14 protein-coding genes are annotated in these 16,929 nt (G+C 38.0%); 5 read left to right on the forward strand and 9 right to left on the reverse strand.

From position 1 onward, the window contains the following. The first annotated feature begins 10 nt into the window (after positions 1-10). Together AAC073_RS17725 and AAC073_RS17730 are read left to right on the forward strand one after the other, a co-directional pair. Entirely contained in the window at positions 11-1,495 is a 1,485-nt protein-coding gene (locus AAC073_RS17725; protein ID WP_339925137.1) for a RagB/SusD family nutrient uptake outer membrane protein, read from the forward strand. 80 nt (positions 1,496-1,575) lie between these two features. Next, complete coding sequence (locus AAC073_RS17730; protein WP_339925138.1) at positions 1,576-2,079, forward strand: hypothetical protein; 504 nt, start codon at positions 1,576-1,578, stop codon at positions 2,077-2,079. Positions 2,080-2,193: 114 nt separating this feature from the next. Here AAC073_RS17730 and AAC073_RS17735 read toward each other — a convergent pair whose 3' ends face one another. The 6 genes from AAC073_RS17735 to eat form a co-directional block, all read right to left on the reverse strand. Then, positions 2,194-4,752 carry a phospholipase C, phosphocholine-specific gene (locus tag AAC073_RS17735; RefSeq protein ID WP_339925139.1) on the reverse strand — a complete coding sequence of 853 codons (2,559 nt, stop codon included), beginning with the start codon at positions 4,750-4,752 and terminating at the stop codon, positions 2,194-2,196. 167 nt (positions 4,753-4,919) lie between these two features. After that, positions 4,920-6,284, reverse strand: coding sequence for an aldehyde dehydrogenase family protein (locus AAC073_RS17740; RefSeq protein ID WP_339925140.1), 1,365 nt, complete (start codon positions 6,282-6,284; stop codon positions 4,920-4,922). 2 nt (positions 6,285-6,286) lie between these two features. Next, positions 6,287-7,030 (reverse strand): gamma-glutamyl-gamma-aminobutyrate hydrolase family protein, encoded by a 744-nt coding sequence (locus AAC073_RS17745; protein WP_339925141.1) that lies wholly within the window; start codon positions 7,028-7,030, stop codon positions 6,287-6,289. Positions 7,031-7,033: 3 nt separating this feature from the next. Then, complete coding sequence (locus AAC073_RS17750; protein WP_339925142.1) at positions 7,034-8,182, reverse strand: iron-containing alcohol dehydrogenase; 1,149 nt, start codon at positions 8,180-8,182, stop codon at positions 7,034-7,036. A 193-nt stretch (positions 8,183-8,375) separates the two neighbouring features. Beyond that, positions 8,376-9,740: a glutamine synthetase family protein gene (locus AAC073_RS17755; RefSeq protein ID WP_339925143.1), complete on the reverse strand. Its 1,365-nt coding sequence runs from the start codon at positions 9,738-9,740 to the stop codon at positions 8,376-8,378. Continuing rightward, positions 9,737-11,071, reverse strand: a complete 1,335-nt coding sequence (gene eat / locus AAC073_RS17760) for an ethanolamine permease (RefSeq protein ID WP_339925144.1) — start codon at positions 11,069-11,071, stop codon at positions 9,737-9,739. Before eat ends, AAC073_RS17755 begins: the two co-directional genes overlap by 4 nt. A 534-nt stretch (positions 11,072-11,605) precedes the next feature. Here eat and AAC073_RS17765 point away from each other — a divergent pair. Continuing rightward, the gene (locus AAC073_RS17765) at positions 11,606-12,223 is read left to right on the forward strand and encodes a deoxynucleoside kinase (RefSeq protein WP_339925145.1); all 618 of its coding nucleotides are present in this window, start codon (positions 11,606-11,608) and stop codon (positions 12,221-12,223) included. Here the strand turns inward: AAC073_RS17765 and AAC073_RS17770 are convergent. After that, a complete protein-coding gene (locus AAC073_RS17770) occupies positions 12,220-12,864 on the reverse strand; it encodes a hypothetical protein (protein WP_339925146.1) in 645 nt (214 codons plus the stop codon). The two genes, AAC073_RS17765 and AAC073_RS17770, sit on opposite strands and share 4 nt — an antisense overlap. A 456-nt stretch (positions 12,865-13,320) precedes the next feature. On the opposite strand from AAC073_RS17770, the gene AAC073_RS17775 reads away from it, so the two are divergent. Together AAC073_RS17775 and ggt are read left to right on the forward strand one after the other, a co-directional pair. After that, the gene (locus AAC073_RS17775) at positions 13,321-13,659 is read left to right on the forward strand and encodes a hypothetical protein (RefSeq protein WP_339925147.1); all 339 of its coding nucleotides are present in this window, start codon (positions 13,321-13,323) and stop codon (positions 13,657-13,659) included. Between the two features lie 181 nt (positions 13,660-13,840). After that, positions 13,841-15,421, forward strand: a complete 1,581-nt coding sequence (gene ggt, locus AAC073_RS17780) for a gamma-glutamyltransferase (RefSeq protein WP_339925148.1) — start codon at positions 13,841-13,843, stop codon at positions 15,419-15,421. A gap of 30 nt (positions 15,422-15,451) precedes the next feature. Here the strand turns inward: ggt and AAC073_RS17785 are convergent, their stop codons facing one another. Beyond that, entirely contained in the window at positions 15,452-15,742 is a 291-nt protein-coding gene (locus AAC073_RS17785) for a hypothetical protein (protein WP_339925149.1), read from the reverse strand. 119 nt (positions 15,743-15,861) lie between these two features. Further along, a complete protein-coding gene (locus tag AAC073_RS17790; RefSeq protein ID WP_339925150.1) occupies positions 15,862-16,929 on the reverse strand; it encodes a S41 family peptidase in 1,068 nt (355 codons plus the stop codon).

The raw sequence follows: 16,929 nt of genomic DNA on the forward strand, positions 1-16,929 counted from the left end.
GCACTCAATCATGAAAAAAATAATTAATCTACTTATAATAGCTACACTCATCGTATCCTGCTCGGAAGAATTCCTTGACAGACAACCTGAGGATGCACTATCTACGGGGGCATTTTATAACAATCCTTCTGAAATCAAAGCAGGCCTAATGGCCTGTTATTCCCCATACCAGAATATCTATTCTCGGTCTGAGGTACCCCAATACCTGGAAATCATATCAGATGATGCAAAAGATGTCTTGTGGCAAAGCAATGACTACCTGTTCAAAAAGAATACGGGAAACTCCCGACCAAACTTTTGGAGAGATCATTACAAAGTCATTGTAAATTCCAATAATATTATAGACATCATAGACAATTACACGCCTTTAAATACTGCAGAAGAGAACGAAATTAAAGCCTACAAAGCCGAAGCAAAATTTCTAAGGGGTTTGGCCTATTTCAACCTTGTACGCTTGTATGGAGATGTCCCTAAAGTGGTAGAAAGACTAGATGATCCAAATTTAGCCATTGGTATTGGCAGAACTTCTGCCAACGAAATTTACACTTCAGTTATCATCCCTGATTTAGAGGCAGCTATTGCTGATTGTCTTAAAAAAGGGGACTCCAAACTCCAGGGAGAAGAAGCAAGAGCGACTAAAGGCGCTGCCATGACCATACTTGGTAAGGTTTATTTGACGATGAAAAACCATGCGAAAGCAGAAGAAGTTTTGAAAAGATTGATCGTAAATAAAGAGGCTGGCGATTATGCACTATTAAATGATTTCACTGATATCCATAAAATGGATAACAAATTTAATGAAGAGTCCATTTTCGAAATCAATTACAATGCTACTTTGGGTCAGCCAAACTTCTTGTTTAAGTGGATGACCAATGAAAACGGCTATCTTTATGGCATCGCTTCTGGTGGTGGACCGGTAATCATGTTTAACTTACTGGAAGATTTCGTAGAAGACAATGACTGGATAGACCAACCAGATTGGACAAGGTACACTGCAACGCTTGATTCAGGATTGTTGGAAGGTGGTAGCCCCGAGTTACAACCATGGCCTAAAAAATTCACACCAGAAACAAGTACACTTGCCCAGTACAATATCACGGGAACAGATTACAATTACATGGTAACCAGGTATGCAGATGCTTTGTTGATGTATGGTGAAGCTTTGTTTGGCAACAATAAAGCAAGTGAAGCCCTACCCTATTTTAATATGGTTAGAGAAAGAGCTGGCCTAAAAGGTTTGACAGTAGACCAATTGGACATTGATCAGATTTTACATGAAAGAAGGCTTGAACTGGCATTTGAAGGACATCGGTTTTTTGATCTCGTAAGAACGGATAAGGCTGTGGAAAAGATCTCTTGGGCTTTGATGACCGTCGTCGGTTATGATGCAAGAATATTTACAACAGAGCCAATAGAAGAATATCAGCTCTTGCTACCTATTCCTGTTGGTGAGATTCAAAAGGATGCTTCTCTAAATCAAAATCCAGGCTATTAAAAACCTAAGCATAGAATTTCGGAACCCAATTAAAATTTGATGTTTCGAAATTGGATTGCCAAAAATTAAAATTTAAGAAAATGAAAAAGATAAAAAACATACTAATGATGGGGGTATTGGCTCCATTTATTTTCTTTTCCTGTTTACAGGAAGACATCGTTCCGGTACCTACCGTTCAAGGTCTTCAGTTGGTCATGACCGATATTGAAGGAAATGATTCGCTAATAAACCAACCTACTGTCAATAAGTCTTTCCGATTTGTGGTAGATACTGACGCGGATATTGCTACTGTTTGGCCTGGAGGTGAGCGTCGAATCGTAAAGAAAAAGAATACTGAAACAGACTCTTTGGACATGTTCGGTCATCCAGTTCTTATTGTAAGTGATTACTATATGGATTATGGCTTGGTAAAAGCAAGAGGGTATAAAACCGCGCTTGGAGAAACTGGCTGGTACACTTCTTATACTTATAAACAAAGTGGAGATTTTGACGTAACTGTGGTAGTGACCAACCATGGTTACAGCAGCGCCGACTACAAACAGGTCGTGCATGAAGCAGGAACAATTTCTGTTCTACCTGAATAAGCTTTTTGTAGCGTTTACTATTGAATTAAAAAGCCCTTTTCCATTAAATGGAGAAGGGCTTTTTCACTTTAGGCTTAAAGCCAATTGCTATCAAGGTCTGTTTTATTCTTACCTCTATCCAAGTGTAAATGACATTTCACCACCCATCAAAGGATCAGAGATACTGTCCTTGCCAAATTCCAAACGGCCACAATACCTTCTACTAAAGGTATTATTCCCGCTGGTCTTTAAGGTAAAATCATACCAGCCATTGCTTTTTACAGTAGGTACCCGAATCGGCTTTTTCTCTCCGGCAGACAGCGTTATCGATTTTTTACCATGGTTATAGGCATTGTCATTCACCTCAACCGTCACCTTCACCGCAGAAGTGTTTTCCATACCAATGCTATATACACCTGTCTTGTCTTTACCAGCCTCAGCAGTATAAGTGGAAACCAAAGTCAATTTAGGGTCTTTTTTATCTCCTTTAAACTCCCTGAAGAAACCATTTGGTCCATAAACCTGCAAATGATAAGTATTCCCATCAAAAGAGTCTAATGGCCATTCATAGTTCAAGCTATCTCCAGCCTTTACTGCAAAGGACCAGTTTTGAGCATTTTCATAATTATTCGTTTTTGGATTCTTATAAGCTCCAGGCGCATAAACCGTAAACGGAGCACCCAGGGCTTTCTTACCAAATTTCTTTGTGGAAGCGGCTAAATCGAGCACTATGGATTTACTGGAATGCTTAAATTTACCATCCACATACAGTTCATAAGCAAGTGCATTTGACGGTTTGGTTCCCGGCTCTTGTTTCGGCATTAAAGGTGACTGCAGGTGACTGTTATTAATCAAACTTATCTCATCGTCCGTCAAAATCTTAAAGTTATCAGGAATGTCCTTATAACTGGCATTGAGAATTTTCTTGACATGTCCTTCCATGGTCAAGAAATTAGGTAAATCTATTTTTTCGCCATTATAAGGCCTAAAAACGGAGGTAAGGTCTCCACTAACCGTTCTTCGCCATGAGCTAATATTGTCTTCCTTAATTTCTTTACCTGTTTTATGAGACAAAAACTTTTCCATAAACATAATGGTAGAAGAGACATCGCAAACTTCAGAATTCACCCAACCCCCTCTACTCCAAGGTGAGGCAACAATTAGTGGCACTCTATATCCTAAACCTACCGGACTTTCACGAACATCTTCAGCATCCATACCAGGGTAGTTTTCTTCCTGCTCTTTAAAGACAAACTCAGTCCTAGCATCTATTCCTTTGGATACTTTTCCTGCACTTGGGTCATTCGGTTTTGGTGGCACAAATGGCGGAACGTGGTCAAAGTAACCGTCGTTTTCATCATAGTTCAGTATAAAAATCGTTTTTTTCCAAACCTCTGGATTCTTGGTCAGAATTTCCAACGCTTCTGAAACATACCAGGCCCCGTACCAAGGAGCAGAAGGGTGATCAGAGAAATTCTTGGGGGCCACTAGATAAGAAACTGTTGGGAGATTTCCAGCATCAACATCTTTCCTAAATTCGTGAAAGATGTCTCCTTTAGGAATCTTCGTTGCTCTTTTTTCGCCATCTTCCTCATACTCTAGCACCTCCGTTTTGTGGTAATCCGGATCTGCGATATTCGTGGTGAAAGCTCGCTGGTGCATTTCCTTGTCTCTAGCAGATAGCTTTTCAAAAGCCTCAGGACCAAATTTCTCTATGGAGTTATTGACTAATTCTACGGCCTCTTTTTTAGAAGCAATTGCTTTTTTTATATCCGCTTTGTCTGTTTCAACAGCCAAGGCAAGTGAATTTTCTAATTTTGAGATTTCTTTAGGAAGGTTCTGTTGCTTGTTTTTTAAAAACGCATAATGACCTGGCGTATACCTCACCTCAAATTGCTTGAACCATTCAAGGTTATTGTCAGTGAAATTGGACAACCAAGAACGGTCCTCTCCTTCAAGCATAGTGGATAAGCTCACCTCATTCTGGTATACCTTCCATGGAATACCATTGTCTTGTAATCGATCAGGAAAAGTTTTCCAATCTACTTCCTTTCCATAGGTATGTTCCCCATTTCTTACCAAGGGTTTTTCGCCTACTTTACCAACCGTTTTACCTGCCCAGTGAAAATTTCGATTGGTAGTGGTGCCAGTAAGTGCTCCACAAAAATGCTGGTCGCAAACAGTAAAGGCATCGGCAAAGGCATAGTAAAATGGAATGTCCTGTCGTTCATAAAACCCCATCGTCATGGGAACATGTTGGTATTCTTTTCTACCTGGTCTTTTGGCTTCTATCCAGCCATCGTATTTACCATTGTTCCTCGCATCCACTTGATTCTCCCAAGAGTGAGGAATATCACTCATCCAGGTTGCTTTGGTCTCATTTATATTGAACCTAAAAGGCGAAAAAGCATTTCCTTTATTGTCTCGTTGTAACCAAACTTTGTCTTTGTTTGGCAATGAAATAGTTCTTGGGTCATTGTAACCCCGAACACCTTTTAATTTCCCAAAGCAATGGTCAAATGACCGATTTTCCTGCATCAATAAAACCACATGTTCTGCATCCTGGAAAGTGGTTCCTGGTTCTGGGTTAATCGCCATTGCTTTTTCAATGGATGCAGGCAATACGCCCCACAAGCCCATTCCGCCTGAAAAAAGTGCCGCTTTCTTAAGAAAATCTCTTCTATTTTCATTCATAATTTAAAAACTAATAAAAAACAAATTCATTAAATACAATTACAATTTAAACAATCGCTCTATTATCACATTGCCAAATAACAAAAAAGGGGGAATAAACTCCCCCTTAATACTATTTAAAACCACATTGAGACTATTCCGCCGACCTCCAATCTTAGAAACAGCGATTATCCTCTAATATGATAGGCTTTTGGTTGAGTAAAAGCCCGGATACCCATATACGATAAGGTCACTCCCATCCCTGAATTTTTCCTTCCTGTCCATGGTAGGTTTGGACTTACCCGATCACAACAATTTACATAAACAGTTCCCGTTGGTAATTTCTCTACCAGTTGCTTCGCTCGCAATTCGTCTCCTGAAAATACTGCAGCAGTTAGCCCATAAGTTGTGTCATTCATTAATTCAAAGGCTTCCTGGTCATTTTTCACCTTTTGAATCCCTATGATAGGTCCAAATGATTCTTCCATCATAAGATTCATGCCATGGTCCACATTTGTTAAAACAGCAGGCGTCAAATAATATCCTTTATCGCCCCATTTTTCTCCCCCATAAAGCACTTCAGCGCCTTTATTCTTGGCATCTTCAATCTGTGAAAGAATGACATTCATTTGGTCAGCCCTAGTGAGTGGTCCTATAAATGTACCTTCCTGGTTAGGGTCTCCAATTTTATAGGTAGACACTTCTTCCACAAATGCAGTTACAAATTCGTCATAAATCTTTTCATGGACATAAACCCTTTCGACGGCACAACAGCTTTGGCCATTGTTGTAAAATGCCCCCTCAGCTGCATTGATTGCTGCTTGTTTAACATCTGCCACATCCTCCATCACATACAATGGATCTTTTCCTCCCAATTCCAATTGCACGGGTACCAGTTTGGAAGCCACTTTCTCTGCAATGTATTTGCCTGTTTTATAAGATCCTGTGAAGAAATAGCCATCCAGATCTGCTTCCAACAATAGCTCTCCTACTTCTGCTCCACCAATAAAGCATTCAAATGCATCTTTTGGAATTCCTGCTTCTAAGAGTAATTCACGAAATTTAAGCCCTGTTAGTGAGGCAAACTCTGAAGGTTTATAGGCAACAGCATTGCCTGCCAATAGCGCATATAAAAACACATTGTATCCGACATTATAAGGAAAATTCCAGGCAGAAATATTGGCAATTACGCCTAGGGGTTCGAAAGCTATTTCTTCTCTTGTCCCCCCTTCTTCTGTAATGATCTCCTTTTGTAACCATTTTAGCGCATCCTTTTGAATGTGGTCAATTCTATTTTGTGCCCCTTTGATCTCATTTTTGGCTTGTTGAATAGGTTTGCCAGTTTCGGAAGTCAAAATCTTAGCCAGCTCCTCTAAATGCTCCATCACCAGGTCACCATACTTTTTAACAATGGCTATTCTTTTTTCCAAGGGTACAGCCACCCACTTTTTCTGCCCTTCCTTTAAAGCGTTTATTTTATTACTTACCTCAACAGCTGTGTCTTGTTTAAGCTTTTCAATTGTGCTACCTGTAGCAGGGTTTATGATATCCATTTTTATTGATTTTTTACTTTGTCTACAAAATATTCATACAGTTTTAGGGGATTCAAAAGCGGAGCTCCTTTTCCTACCGAAAACTCTGGATGCCATTGCACTCCTAGTACACTACCCTCCTTGCTCTGCAAGGCTTCTATAATGCCATCTTCCTTACTCATTGCCAATATTTCCAACCCATCACCAATGGTTTTCACCCCTTGATGATGTACAGAATTAACCACTGCTTTGCCAACACCATTGTATATTAAATCCAAGGTTTTACCTTTATCAAAAACTATTTCATGTATTAAACCATCGTATTTTTCAGCATCCCTATGTTGAATAGCAGTTGGCATTTGCGTAGCAATATCCTGGTATAAACTACCTCCGAAGTAAACATTCATCAGCTGAAACCCCCTGCAGATTGCAAGTGTTGGCTTACCCTTTTTCACTGCGAAATCCATTATTCTAAGCTCATAGGCATCCCTGTAAGCATCCCCTAGCCATTTTCCCTCAACAATTGGCGCCTCATTATACGTTTCAGGAGCCAAATCGGAGCCTCCTTGAAAAACAAAACCATCAAGTTCCTCCAAAATCGGTTTTAAAAGATTCATAGGTAGGTCTGGTAATAACACAGGAAGAATGCCTTTCTGAGAGACATAATTAAACATGTCGCACTCTACATAAGCCAGGTTTTTAGGTCCAAATACAACCCTAGAAGGCTCCTTATACATGAAACATGCACTTATTCCGATCTTTAACATAACCTATAGTGCAAACTTATAAATAGATTTAAAGTCTGCTTCAGTGACCTCTTTAGGATTATTTGGATGACAAAAATCTGCAATTGCCAGTGAAGCCAAGGTATCAATATGCGCTTCCTTCACCCCTATTTCTGATAGCTTGGAAGGCAAACCTAATTTTTCATTCAAATCCTTGATAAAAGTAATAAATTCTTTACCTTGACCTTGCTCTAGCCCTATCATTAGGCCCATTTGTTCATACCTATGCTCAAATCCTTCATAATTAAAGGCCAAACCATGTGGTAGATTAATGGCATTGGCCAAACCGTGATGGGTATCCAGTAAACTGGACAAGGGGTGAGCCAAACTGTGCACAATTCCCAAACCTTTCTGAAAAGCTATCGCCCCCATCATAGAGGCCATTAACATTTTGCTTCTTGAAACCAAATCTGGCTTTAGCGTAGCATTCTCTATGGATTCACCTATTAACTTGATTCCTTCCAAGGCAATGCCACTACACATAGGGTTCCAATTTTTGGAAAGGTAGGCTTCAATATTATGGGTAAGTGCATCCATTCCTGTTGCAGCAGTTACAAATGATGGCAAATCCATGGTAAGCTCAGGGTCTGCAAATACTATTTTGGCCATTAGGGTTGGCGCAAACAGTATGCGTTTCTTCCTGCTTTCGTCTTCAGAAATAATAGCACTTCTTCCGACTTCACTTCCAGTTCCCGAAGTTGTAGGAACGGTGATAAAATGCGGTATAGTTTCGGTTACATATTTGTCTCCTCCTATAAGGTCATCGTAATCCATTAAATCTCTGTGGTGATTAATGCTCAGCGCAACGGCTCTTGCTACATCTAAAGCTACTCCTCCTCCTATGCCAATAATGGCATCCCTATCGGTAGATTGATACAAAGCTTTCCCTTTAAGCACATCCGACTTGACTGGATTTTTATGAACATCTGAAAAAACTTCTACAGACAGCCCAGATTGGCTTAATTCATTTACTATCTTTTTAAAAAACCCAAGCTCTCTAACTATTGGATCTGTAACCAATAGCGGTCTTTTTAATTGGTTTTGTTTGAGATAATCAGACAATTCACTGATAACACCTACCCCAAAACGTATGGTTGTAGGAAAACTAAAATTAAATTTTTGAAGAATATCCATTTTTATAAATGAAAACTTTAGTGATAAAACTTGAGAGAAATTACGATTCAACTTTAAATCCTTTTTGAGCTGAAATCGAGCAAAGGCCAGATTACAATTGGAATTTGTATTACCTACTGTGGCATTACTTTTCAGGGGGACAAACTTTCTTCTCTTGAGATTGTCTACTTATTTTGATTGCTATTGATGGTAGTTAAATAATTTCAAAATAACGTTTTCTTTCCCAATCGGTAACTTTAGAAGCAAACTCTCTACATTCCCATTCTCTTGTTTTGCAGAAATGGTCTACAAAGACCTCCCCAAATAAAGATTTTGCTATGGGTGAAATTTTCATTGCTTCCGTCGCTTCCTTGAGTGATGTTGGGATGGATCCATTGGAATAATCCTCATATCCATTGCCAACTGTGGCGGGTTTATCCAATTCCAATTTATGTTGAATCCCATACAGACCGGAGGCAAGGCAAGCGGACATGGCCAGATAAGGATTTACATCTGAACCTATTACGCGAGTTTCAAGCCGAGTAGATTTAGCACCACCTGAAAGTACCCTTAAGGCTGTGGTCCTATTGTCTTGTGCCCAGGTCAATGTTGTTGGAGCCCAGGCACCTTCTACCAGTCTTTTATAACTGTTAATCGTAGGCGCAAACATTGGTAAAATATGGGGTAAACATTTCAATTGACCTGCTATGTAATGTCGCATCAAAGGACTCATGCTAAATTCGCCATCTGCGTCATAGAATAAGTTATTTTTGATGTCTTTGTCCCAAATACTTTGGTGCACATGACCGCCATTTCCAGGTAGTTCTTCCGTCCATTTAGCCATAAAGGTAGCCATAATACCATGTTGGTAAGCTATTTCTTTTACACTTGTTTTGAATAGAGTAGCCCGGTCTGCTGCCAATAAAATATCGCTGTATTGTATGGCTGCTTCATACACTCCTGGGCCAGTTTCTGTATGTAATCCCTCTAATGGAATGTCAAACTGATGACATAGATCAAAAAGGTCATTGAAAAAATCACTCTTCAGCGAGGACCTTAAAATGGAATATCCAAACATTCCCGGTGTTAGGGGTTTGGTATTGGAACAATTTTCCCCACCAAAACCGTCTGGAGTACTTTCAAAGTTAAACCACTCAAATTCTTGAGAGAACTGAGGCGTAAAACCTAAATCTAAGGCTTGTAGTTTAATGTTTTTTAATAATGTCCTAGGGCATACAAGTGCTCCATTTTCCTTGTCTTTGCTAAAGTCAGCTAGAAAGAATGGAAGGTCATTTTCCCATGGTATTTTGCGAAAAGTTGATGGATCAATTTCTGCTTGAAAATCTGGATAGCCAGTATGCCAACCTGTGACAGAAACATTGTCGTAGGATTTATCCTCTACATCCCAGCCAAAAACTACAGCACAAAAGCCCATTCCACCATCTAAAATAGAAAAGAACTTTTCCAGTGAAACTACCTTTCCACGCAATACCCCATCAATGTCAACAATGGCCAATTTGACCTTATTAAAGGAACTGTTCTTTAAGGTTGATTTTACTTCTTCTTTACTGAATTTCATGAAGTTTTTGTCTTGTTAAGGAATAATACAAAGAAAAGGTATGCGCCTAGAAGCATGGCGAAAAACAATAGTGCCAGGTTAAAATTATAAATAGTCATGGCAATTAGGGATAAACTAGCAATTATTAATGCCACTAGTGGAAATAATGGATAGTAAGGCACTTTAAAAGGTCTTTCTAAATCAGGTTCATTTTTTCTTAATTTAAGAAAAGCGAGCATTGATAAGATGTAAAGACACAAAGCACCAAATACAGCAATAGTAATGATTTCTCCCGTTTTACCAGTAAATAGGGCTATTATCCCTATGGCCATATTAAAAATCAAAGCATTTACAGGCGTTTTAAATTTTTTACTCACTTTACCTATTGCCTTGGGTGCATAACCTACTCTCCCAAACTCAAAGGTAGTTCTGCCAGCAGCCAAAATGATTCCATTAAAGGAGGCGACTAGTCCAAATAGGGCTATGAATACCAAAAGATGGTAATAAAAAGGATTGTCCCCTGTAACCAAACCCATTGCTAAAGGCAATGGGGAATCAGAGGCCACTCCCGAACCATCAGGATAAACAATCGCTTCCCAGCCACCAACACCTACAGCTGCTAAAAAAGTAAGTACACACAAAATAATTAGTGTAAGTAAAGCAAAGCCAAAACCTTTTAAAATGTTTTTCTGAGGGTTTATGGTTTCTTCTGCCACATTTGCAACACCTTCAATCGCTAAAAAAAACCAAATGGCAAAAGGTATTGCTGCCACTATACCCATATAACCATTGGGGAGGGCATTGACTTGTAAATTTTCAACTTTGAACTCAGGCAAGGTAACCCCTGCAAAAAACAAAAGGCCTAAAACCGCGACTATGGTAATGAACAGTTCAAAAGTGGCTGCTACCTGTAGGCCAACAATATTCAGGGCAGTGAAAATAAGATACGCTACAATGCCAATCAACAGGGGGTCTAGCTCAGGAAAGAATATGCCAAAATAAGCACCTATAGCTGAAGCAATGGCAGGTGGGGCAAATATAAATTCAATATTTTGAGACATCCCAGCCAGGAAGCCAAGGTGCTTGCCCAAACCACGTTCTGCATAAGAAAATGCACCTCCAGCCTTGGGTATGGCACAAGCCATTTCTGTGTAACTGAACGTAAAGGTCACATACATAATAATAATAAAAAATATGGCGATGGCTGCGCCCAGGGTGCCTCCTTCAGCAAGCCCTAAATTCCATCCAAAATAATTGCCAGAAATTACATACCCCACTCCCAAACCCCACAACATGAACGGCCCTAAGGTCTTCTTTAACTGTTGTTCTTTTTCGTTTGTTTTTTGATTCATATAAACTTTACTTTTTGATTATGAAAAAGGGCTATACAACAATACATCAAAATATCAAAAATGCACATAATCGAATAAATATTACCAATTTTCCAAAATAATGGCTTTAAAATTAAAAATAATTATAAATTTTAGCGTAACCGCATGAAATTTTTTAAGTGAAATGGACAATTAAGAATTACCATTTTCTCTTTTTATATCCCATAAATGAAAAAATAGGGATATAGAAATGGGCATTTAAAACATAGATTCGGACATGTAAAGCTCAGAACTTTACATTCATTAATATCACAAACCATTGTTTATTAACTTATTATATTTAAATATTAATTAAGCAGGGTAAAACATAAAATAATTTCGAACTTTAAAATTGTATATTTTGTCTTTCAAGTAACAATATAGAGATGCTTATTGTATAGACCAAATCAAATTCGGACAATAATCACATAAAGATAAAAGGTAATAGTAATCTTACCTTATTCAAACGATTATAGCTTGTTTCAGATTTGGCGCAACAAAAACAGAAAAAGACATATGCATATTGCAATTTCAGGGAATATTGGAAGTGGAAAAACTTCACTTGCATCAAAACTATCAGCACATTATGGCTGGCAAATAGAATTTGAATCAGTTGAGGAAAACCCCTACTTAGCCGATTTTTATAATGACATGCCCAAATGGGCATTCCATTTACAGGTATTTTTCCTCCACAGTCGTTTTAATCAAATAAAGAGAATCCAGGAAAGTGGTGTTTCCACGATTCAGGACAGAACGATATATGAAGATGCACATATTTTTGCAGCCAATCTTTATGAATCTGGCTTAATATCTAAGAGGGATTTTGAAAACTACAATGGACTGTACCATTCTATGGTGAATTACGTCAAAGCTCCCGATTTAATGATTTTTTTGAAAGCAGACATTCCCAAATTAGTGGATCAAATTGAGAAAAGAGGGCGAATTTATGAAAGGAACATTCAAATAGCCTATTTAAAAAACCTCAACAATCTTTACGAAAAATGGATTGCTGAATACAATCTGGGAAAGCTTTTAATTATAGAGGTTAACAACTTGAATTTTATTAAAAATTCCGAAGACTTTTCCGCAATAGTAGAGAAAATTGACAGAGAGATTTTTGGGTTATTCAACTAATTCATTTTTCTAACCATCCAAGAGCCAATAACCTTTAGAGTAGCTGCATTTGGTCTTAGCAACAGTTTATCTATTCGCTGAAGTTTACCTCCAATCATCAGGTTTTCATAAGCAGGAATTCTTATTAGTTTATATCCCTGAAGCCTACTTATCAAATCATATTGTAAGTCGTTGTAGGCATTTAATTTCCAGCCAGATGATCCATTCCCAGATAGATCAGGTGCTTCTTCGGATGGTCCAAAACACCTTGAAGCGATAGGAGGCCCATTCCAAATACGCTCCTGAGAGCCTGAGACCAGACACTCTCTTTCAAAAGTCCTACACATTCTAAGGTAACTTTGATGCCAGGAAAAACTGAATGTCGAATAAATATCTGCTTTTAATGTTTTAAGTCTATACCTATTGAAATGATAGGGGTCATCATAAACGAATAAAAACTTGTCTATTTTAATGTCAACTTTTAATTGATTTAAAAATGGAAATTCATCGTTTCCATTCAGGTCGCTATAAGCGTCAGAAAGTAAAGCTTCTCCTTTACCTTTTATCTGGCTTCTCTTAACGGGTAGGATAAAATCAACTTCAGAAGCCATTTCAATTTCTTCCAGGGCTTTGATTAATTGATCTATTTTTAAGTGGTGCATTTAGACAAATAAATTAACAGTGGGAAAAAGTGAGGATAAACCAATTATTCTTTTTCAATTCTCTCCTTCAAATTGGGTTTGGACCCAGGAAAGGTGGTCTTCGAGGACATATCATATCCTATCCATAGCATTATCGCTAAAAAAACTAAACCAAAAATGAGAAAGATAAGCTTGTTCCTATTCATTGTTACGTCAAATTTATGTTTTAAGCTAAGTAAGTATTCGTAAAAATAGTTCCCTATAAACGCATACTTTTGAAGGGAATATGAGCGTTTATCACTAAATTACTAAAAGGGTATTAAATTGGCTCCGAATCCCTAAAATCATTATTTATTTAAAAAAAATTTTATTATTTGCTAAATTACAGCTTTCCAGCCTTATTTTTGTAGTGAACTGTAATGACTATTGTTCACTGCCAATTCTGCATTAATTCATATTCCTAATAACAACCATTCTATGTATAAACAGATCAAACCAGATATGATCTATCATTATTTCGATCAGGATATTGAACTTATCCATGAAATCATAGAATTGGTTTTAGAACTGAATATACAAGATTTAAAAAAATTAATGCCTCTTTACTTAGAAGGAGAAATTAATCAAATAATGAAGAAATTTCATAAATCTAAGCCAGTTTTTAGTTTATTAGGTGCTAATAATGTGAATAAAAACATTGTCATTCTAGAAAATACCATTCATACCGAATTTACCGAAAAATATCCTGCTTTTTTGGAAGCGTTGAATGAGCTAGAACAGGATTTACACTCATTCCTCAAAAGCTCACCTCATTAATTGGTTTTTACCAATTTGAATAGCTGCAGTTTTATTCCTCAATTTCTTCTAATAAATGTTTTTAATGATTAAGTCTCCTTATAATTACCGTTCCCAATTCTCAATATATTTATTTTTGTTTCTTCTGGTTTTTTCTTGCGCCCCGCAGAAAAATCATACTGGGTTAATAGGTGATAAAGCCATGGTTGTCAGTGCACATCCTTTGGCTTCAAATGTAGGCAAAGAAATATTACTACAAGGAGGTAATGCTGTAGATGCGGCCATAGCAGTTCACATGGCACTTGCCGTGGTGTATCCACAGGCCGGTAATCTAGGTGGGGGTGGATTCATGGTAATCAGAGAAAAGAATGGAGCCCTTCATTCACTTGATTATAGGGAGAAAGCACCTCTGGCAGCCAGTAGAGACATGTACTTAGATGAAGAAGGAAATGCTCAGCCTGAAATGAGTCAAAATGGTCATCTGGCTTCAGGGGTCCCAGGATCTGTTGATGGCATGATAAAAGCACATGAAAAATTTGGCTCTCTTCCTTGGAGCAAATTGTTAAACCCAGCAATATTACTTGCAGAGGATGGTTATAAATTGACTAATGTAGAGGCTAATTTTCTTTCCGAGGCTTCAATTAAGCTTAAAAAATATTCTTCTGTAGATCCCGTTCATTTTACTGCCAAAGCATTTAAAGAAGGAGATGTGTTGGTACAAAAGGAACTTGCGAAAACACTTAAATTGATCAGGGACAATGGTAGAGATGGTTTTTATTCAGGAGAAGTGGCGGATCACTTGGTCGCAGAAATGAAGCGTGGTGGTGGCATAATCAATCATGAGGACCTGGAAAACTACCAAAGCAAATGGAGGAAACCTCTGACAGGAAATTACAAGGATTATAGAATAATTACAATGGGGCCTCCTAGTGGTGGCGGAATCATTTTGCTTCAGATGCTGGGCATCCTAGAAAACCATACAATTTCTAAAGACAAGTACAGCGATTACCTTCATTTAAAGACAGAAATGGAACGTAGAATCTTTGCAGATAGAGCCGAATTCATGGGAGATGCCGATTTTTATCCCGTTCCGGTTAAGCAGTTGATAGCGGATAAGTATTTAAAGGAAAGGTTTGAAAATTTCAATCCTGAAAAAGCAACGCCATCAAATGAAATCAAAGAAGGCGATATTAGTATAGAAAGCGAAGAAACTACCCATTTTTCTATTGTTGATCAAGAAGGAAATGCTGTATCTAGCACCACTACGCTAAACGGAAATATGGGATCAAAAGTACTGGTAGCCGGCGCAGGATTTATCTTAAACAATGAGATGGATGACTTTTCTATAAAGCCCGGTTTCCCAAACATGTTCGGTGTTCTTGGAGGAGAGGCCAACAAAGTCGCGCCAGAAAAGAGGATGCTCAGTTCCATGAGTCCTACAATTTTGGAAAAAAATGGAAGTTTACACATGGTAGTGGGGACACCTGGTGGCTCCACCATACCTACCTCAGTTTTTCAAGTCATCGTAAATGTTATCGAATTTGATATGGGTATGCAGCAATCCGTCAATGAATATCGTTTTCATAGTCAATGGAAACCTGATTTAATAAGCTATGAAAAAGGATATTCTAGTAAGGTAACACTGAAAGAATTACGTGCTAAAGGCCATGAATTTAATGAAAGAAATGCTATTGGAAAAGTTGATGCAATCCTGGTGAGAGAAGATGGGACTTTGGAAGCAGGAGCTGACGCCAGAGGCATGGATACGGCTGCAGGTTTCTAATATTCAAGCTTTTCCGGCAATTGCATAAAATCATTTTTTGTCCTTACACAATCTAATATAATGTGGACTTGTTCCAGGGATACGCGCTATAATTTTTCTCGCCTCCAAATCCAGTTTTACTGAAACAAGGTACCAGGGAACGGAGCCATCAAAACTATCTTTCAGGGTAGCTATGGCCAATTCATTAAGTTCCTTGTAAGAAATCTCCTTCCGTTCTTCAAGGGTTTTAAGAATGAATGCCTTAATTAATGTGTATTTGGACAATGATATATTTACTCCCTTCTTGCCTTCCGGGTGCAATGTCAATATCCTATTTTCCATAATTTTTTTAAAGCCTTGCCTAGAATAAAATTAAAGCTACAAAAATTAGCTTTAATTGTAAAATATTAAGGACCAGACCACTAATTATGCTTCACGTGTAATTAGGCCCTTATTAATATTTACTCTACCTCAAATTCATTGAATAAATAGTCTATTGCTCTTTCCATGACAATATCCTTTCCATTTTCGATAGTGGTACCGGTATTTTTAACATAGATGTCTGGTACATGTCCAATTCCATCTAAACTCTCACCGTTTGGCAATAAAAATTTTTGTATGGAGTACACATACCGCCAACCGTTAGGTAGAAAACGCATATTACTTACAGTTGAAAAATCTCCGGCAGTGGTATCCCCTATTTGAGTAACGTGATCAAAGGCTTTTAGGTGAAGCAAAAATATTTCTCCAGCACTGATGGTTCTCCTATCTGTAAGTACAATTACCGGCTTGGTGTAAGCATTATTACTATCAAATTGGGTGTGATAAATCTTCTTTTCATCAAAGTCGTCATGATGGCTGCCATTTCTTGTCTGCACACTATATATCTCATGCTTACCATCAGAAAAAGCCCGGGCAATTCTTGCAGAATACCTGTCATCTCCACCAGAATTTTGCCTAATGTCCAATATGATGGCGTCGGTATTTTCATATGCTCTAATTACCTCATCAATCACTGAAGGATTATTACCATTCATAGAACCCAAGTAAATGTAGCCTATATTCTTGTTCTTAACTTTTCCATACAAAAGCTCATCTTCTGAATTCACCTCAATAACATTCTCTACGTATTTAGAAAGCAATAAGTCAGCGCTAAATTCAGCAATAGATTTTTCATTTAGCGTATAGCCCGATTTATATTGATTACTTCCATCATAGATGGTAGTATGGCTATCATCCAAATGTTCTACCATGGCTGTCATTACTTCCCACAACTCCTCCTCAATCATATCATCATTGACCAGTGGACGATAAGTTTGGTACAACTGATTCCAATCAATAGCCCTAACTTTAAATAGGCTATAATGTTGGTCAAAATCATTCCAGAAAACTTCGAAATTATTGGTCGGACTATTTGGTGCCTCCTCACCTAAAAAAACTTCTTCACAACCAAACCATAATAGAGAAACGATGATCAAACAAATATTTTTATTCATCTTGGAAATAATAACGTGGAAGAATTTAGTCAT

Source organism: uncultured Cyclobacterium sp. (assembly GCF_963977555.1).
GTDB lineage: Bacteria > Bacteroidota > Bacteroidia > Cytophagales > Cyclobacteriaceae > Cyclobacterium.

Coding starts and splice junctions, on each gene's coding strand:
- AAC073_RS17740 (WP_339925140.1), bottom strand. CDS start 6,284: ATGGATATCATAAACCCTGCTACAGGTAGCACAATTGAAAAGCTTAAA.
- AAC073_RS17790 (WP_339925150.1), bottom strand. CDS start 16,929: ATGACTAAATTCTTCCACGTTATTATTTCCAAGATGAATAAAAATATT.
- AAC073_RS17765 (WP_339925145.1), top strand. CDS start 11,606: ATGCATATTGCAATTTCAGGGAATATTGGAAGTGGAAAAACTTCACTT.
- AAC073_RS17785 (WP_339925149.1), bottom strand. CDS start 15,742: ATGGAAAATAGGATATTGACATTGCACCCGGAAGGCAAGAAGGGAGTA.
- ggt (WP_339925148.1), top strand. CDS start 13,841: ATGGTTGTCAGTGCACATCCTTTGGCTTCAAATGTAGGCAAAGAAATA.
- AAC073_RS17735 (WP_339925139.1), bottom strand. CDS start 4,752: ATGAATGAAAATAGAAGAGATTTTCTTAAGAAAGCGGCACTTTTTTCA.
- AAC073_RS17775 (WP_339925147.1), top strand. CDS start 13,321: ATGTATAAACAGATCAAACCAGATATGATCTATCATTATTTCGATCAG.
- AAC073_RS17770 (WP_339925146.1), bottom strand. CDS start 12,864: ATGCACCACTTAAAAATAGATCAATTAATCAAAGCCCTGGAAGAAATT.
- eat (WP_339925144.1), bottom strand. CDS start 11,071: ATGAATCAAAAAACAAACGAAAAAGAACAACAGTTAAAGAAGACCTTA.
- AAC073_RS17730 (WP_339925138.1), top strand. CDS start 1,576: ATGAAAAAGATAAAAAACATACTAATGATGGGGGTATTGGCTCCATTT.
- AAC073_RS17745 (WP_339925141.1), bottom strand. CDS start 7,030: ATGTTAAAGATCGGAATAAGTGCATGTTTCATGTATAAGGAGCCTTCT.
- AAC073_RS17725 (WP_339925137.1), top strand. CDS start 11: ATGAAAAAAATAATTAATCTACTTATAATAGCTACACTCATCGTATCC.
- AAC073_RS17755 (WP_339925143.1), bottom strand. CDS start 9,740: ATGAAATTCAGTAAAGAAGAAGTAAAATCAACCTTAAAGAACAGTTCC.
- AAC073_RS17750 (WP_339925142.1), bottom strand. CDS start 8,182: ATGGATATTCTTCAAAAATTTAATTTTAGTTTTCCTACAACCATACGT.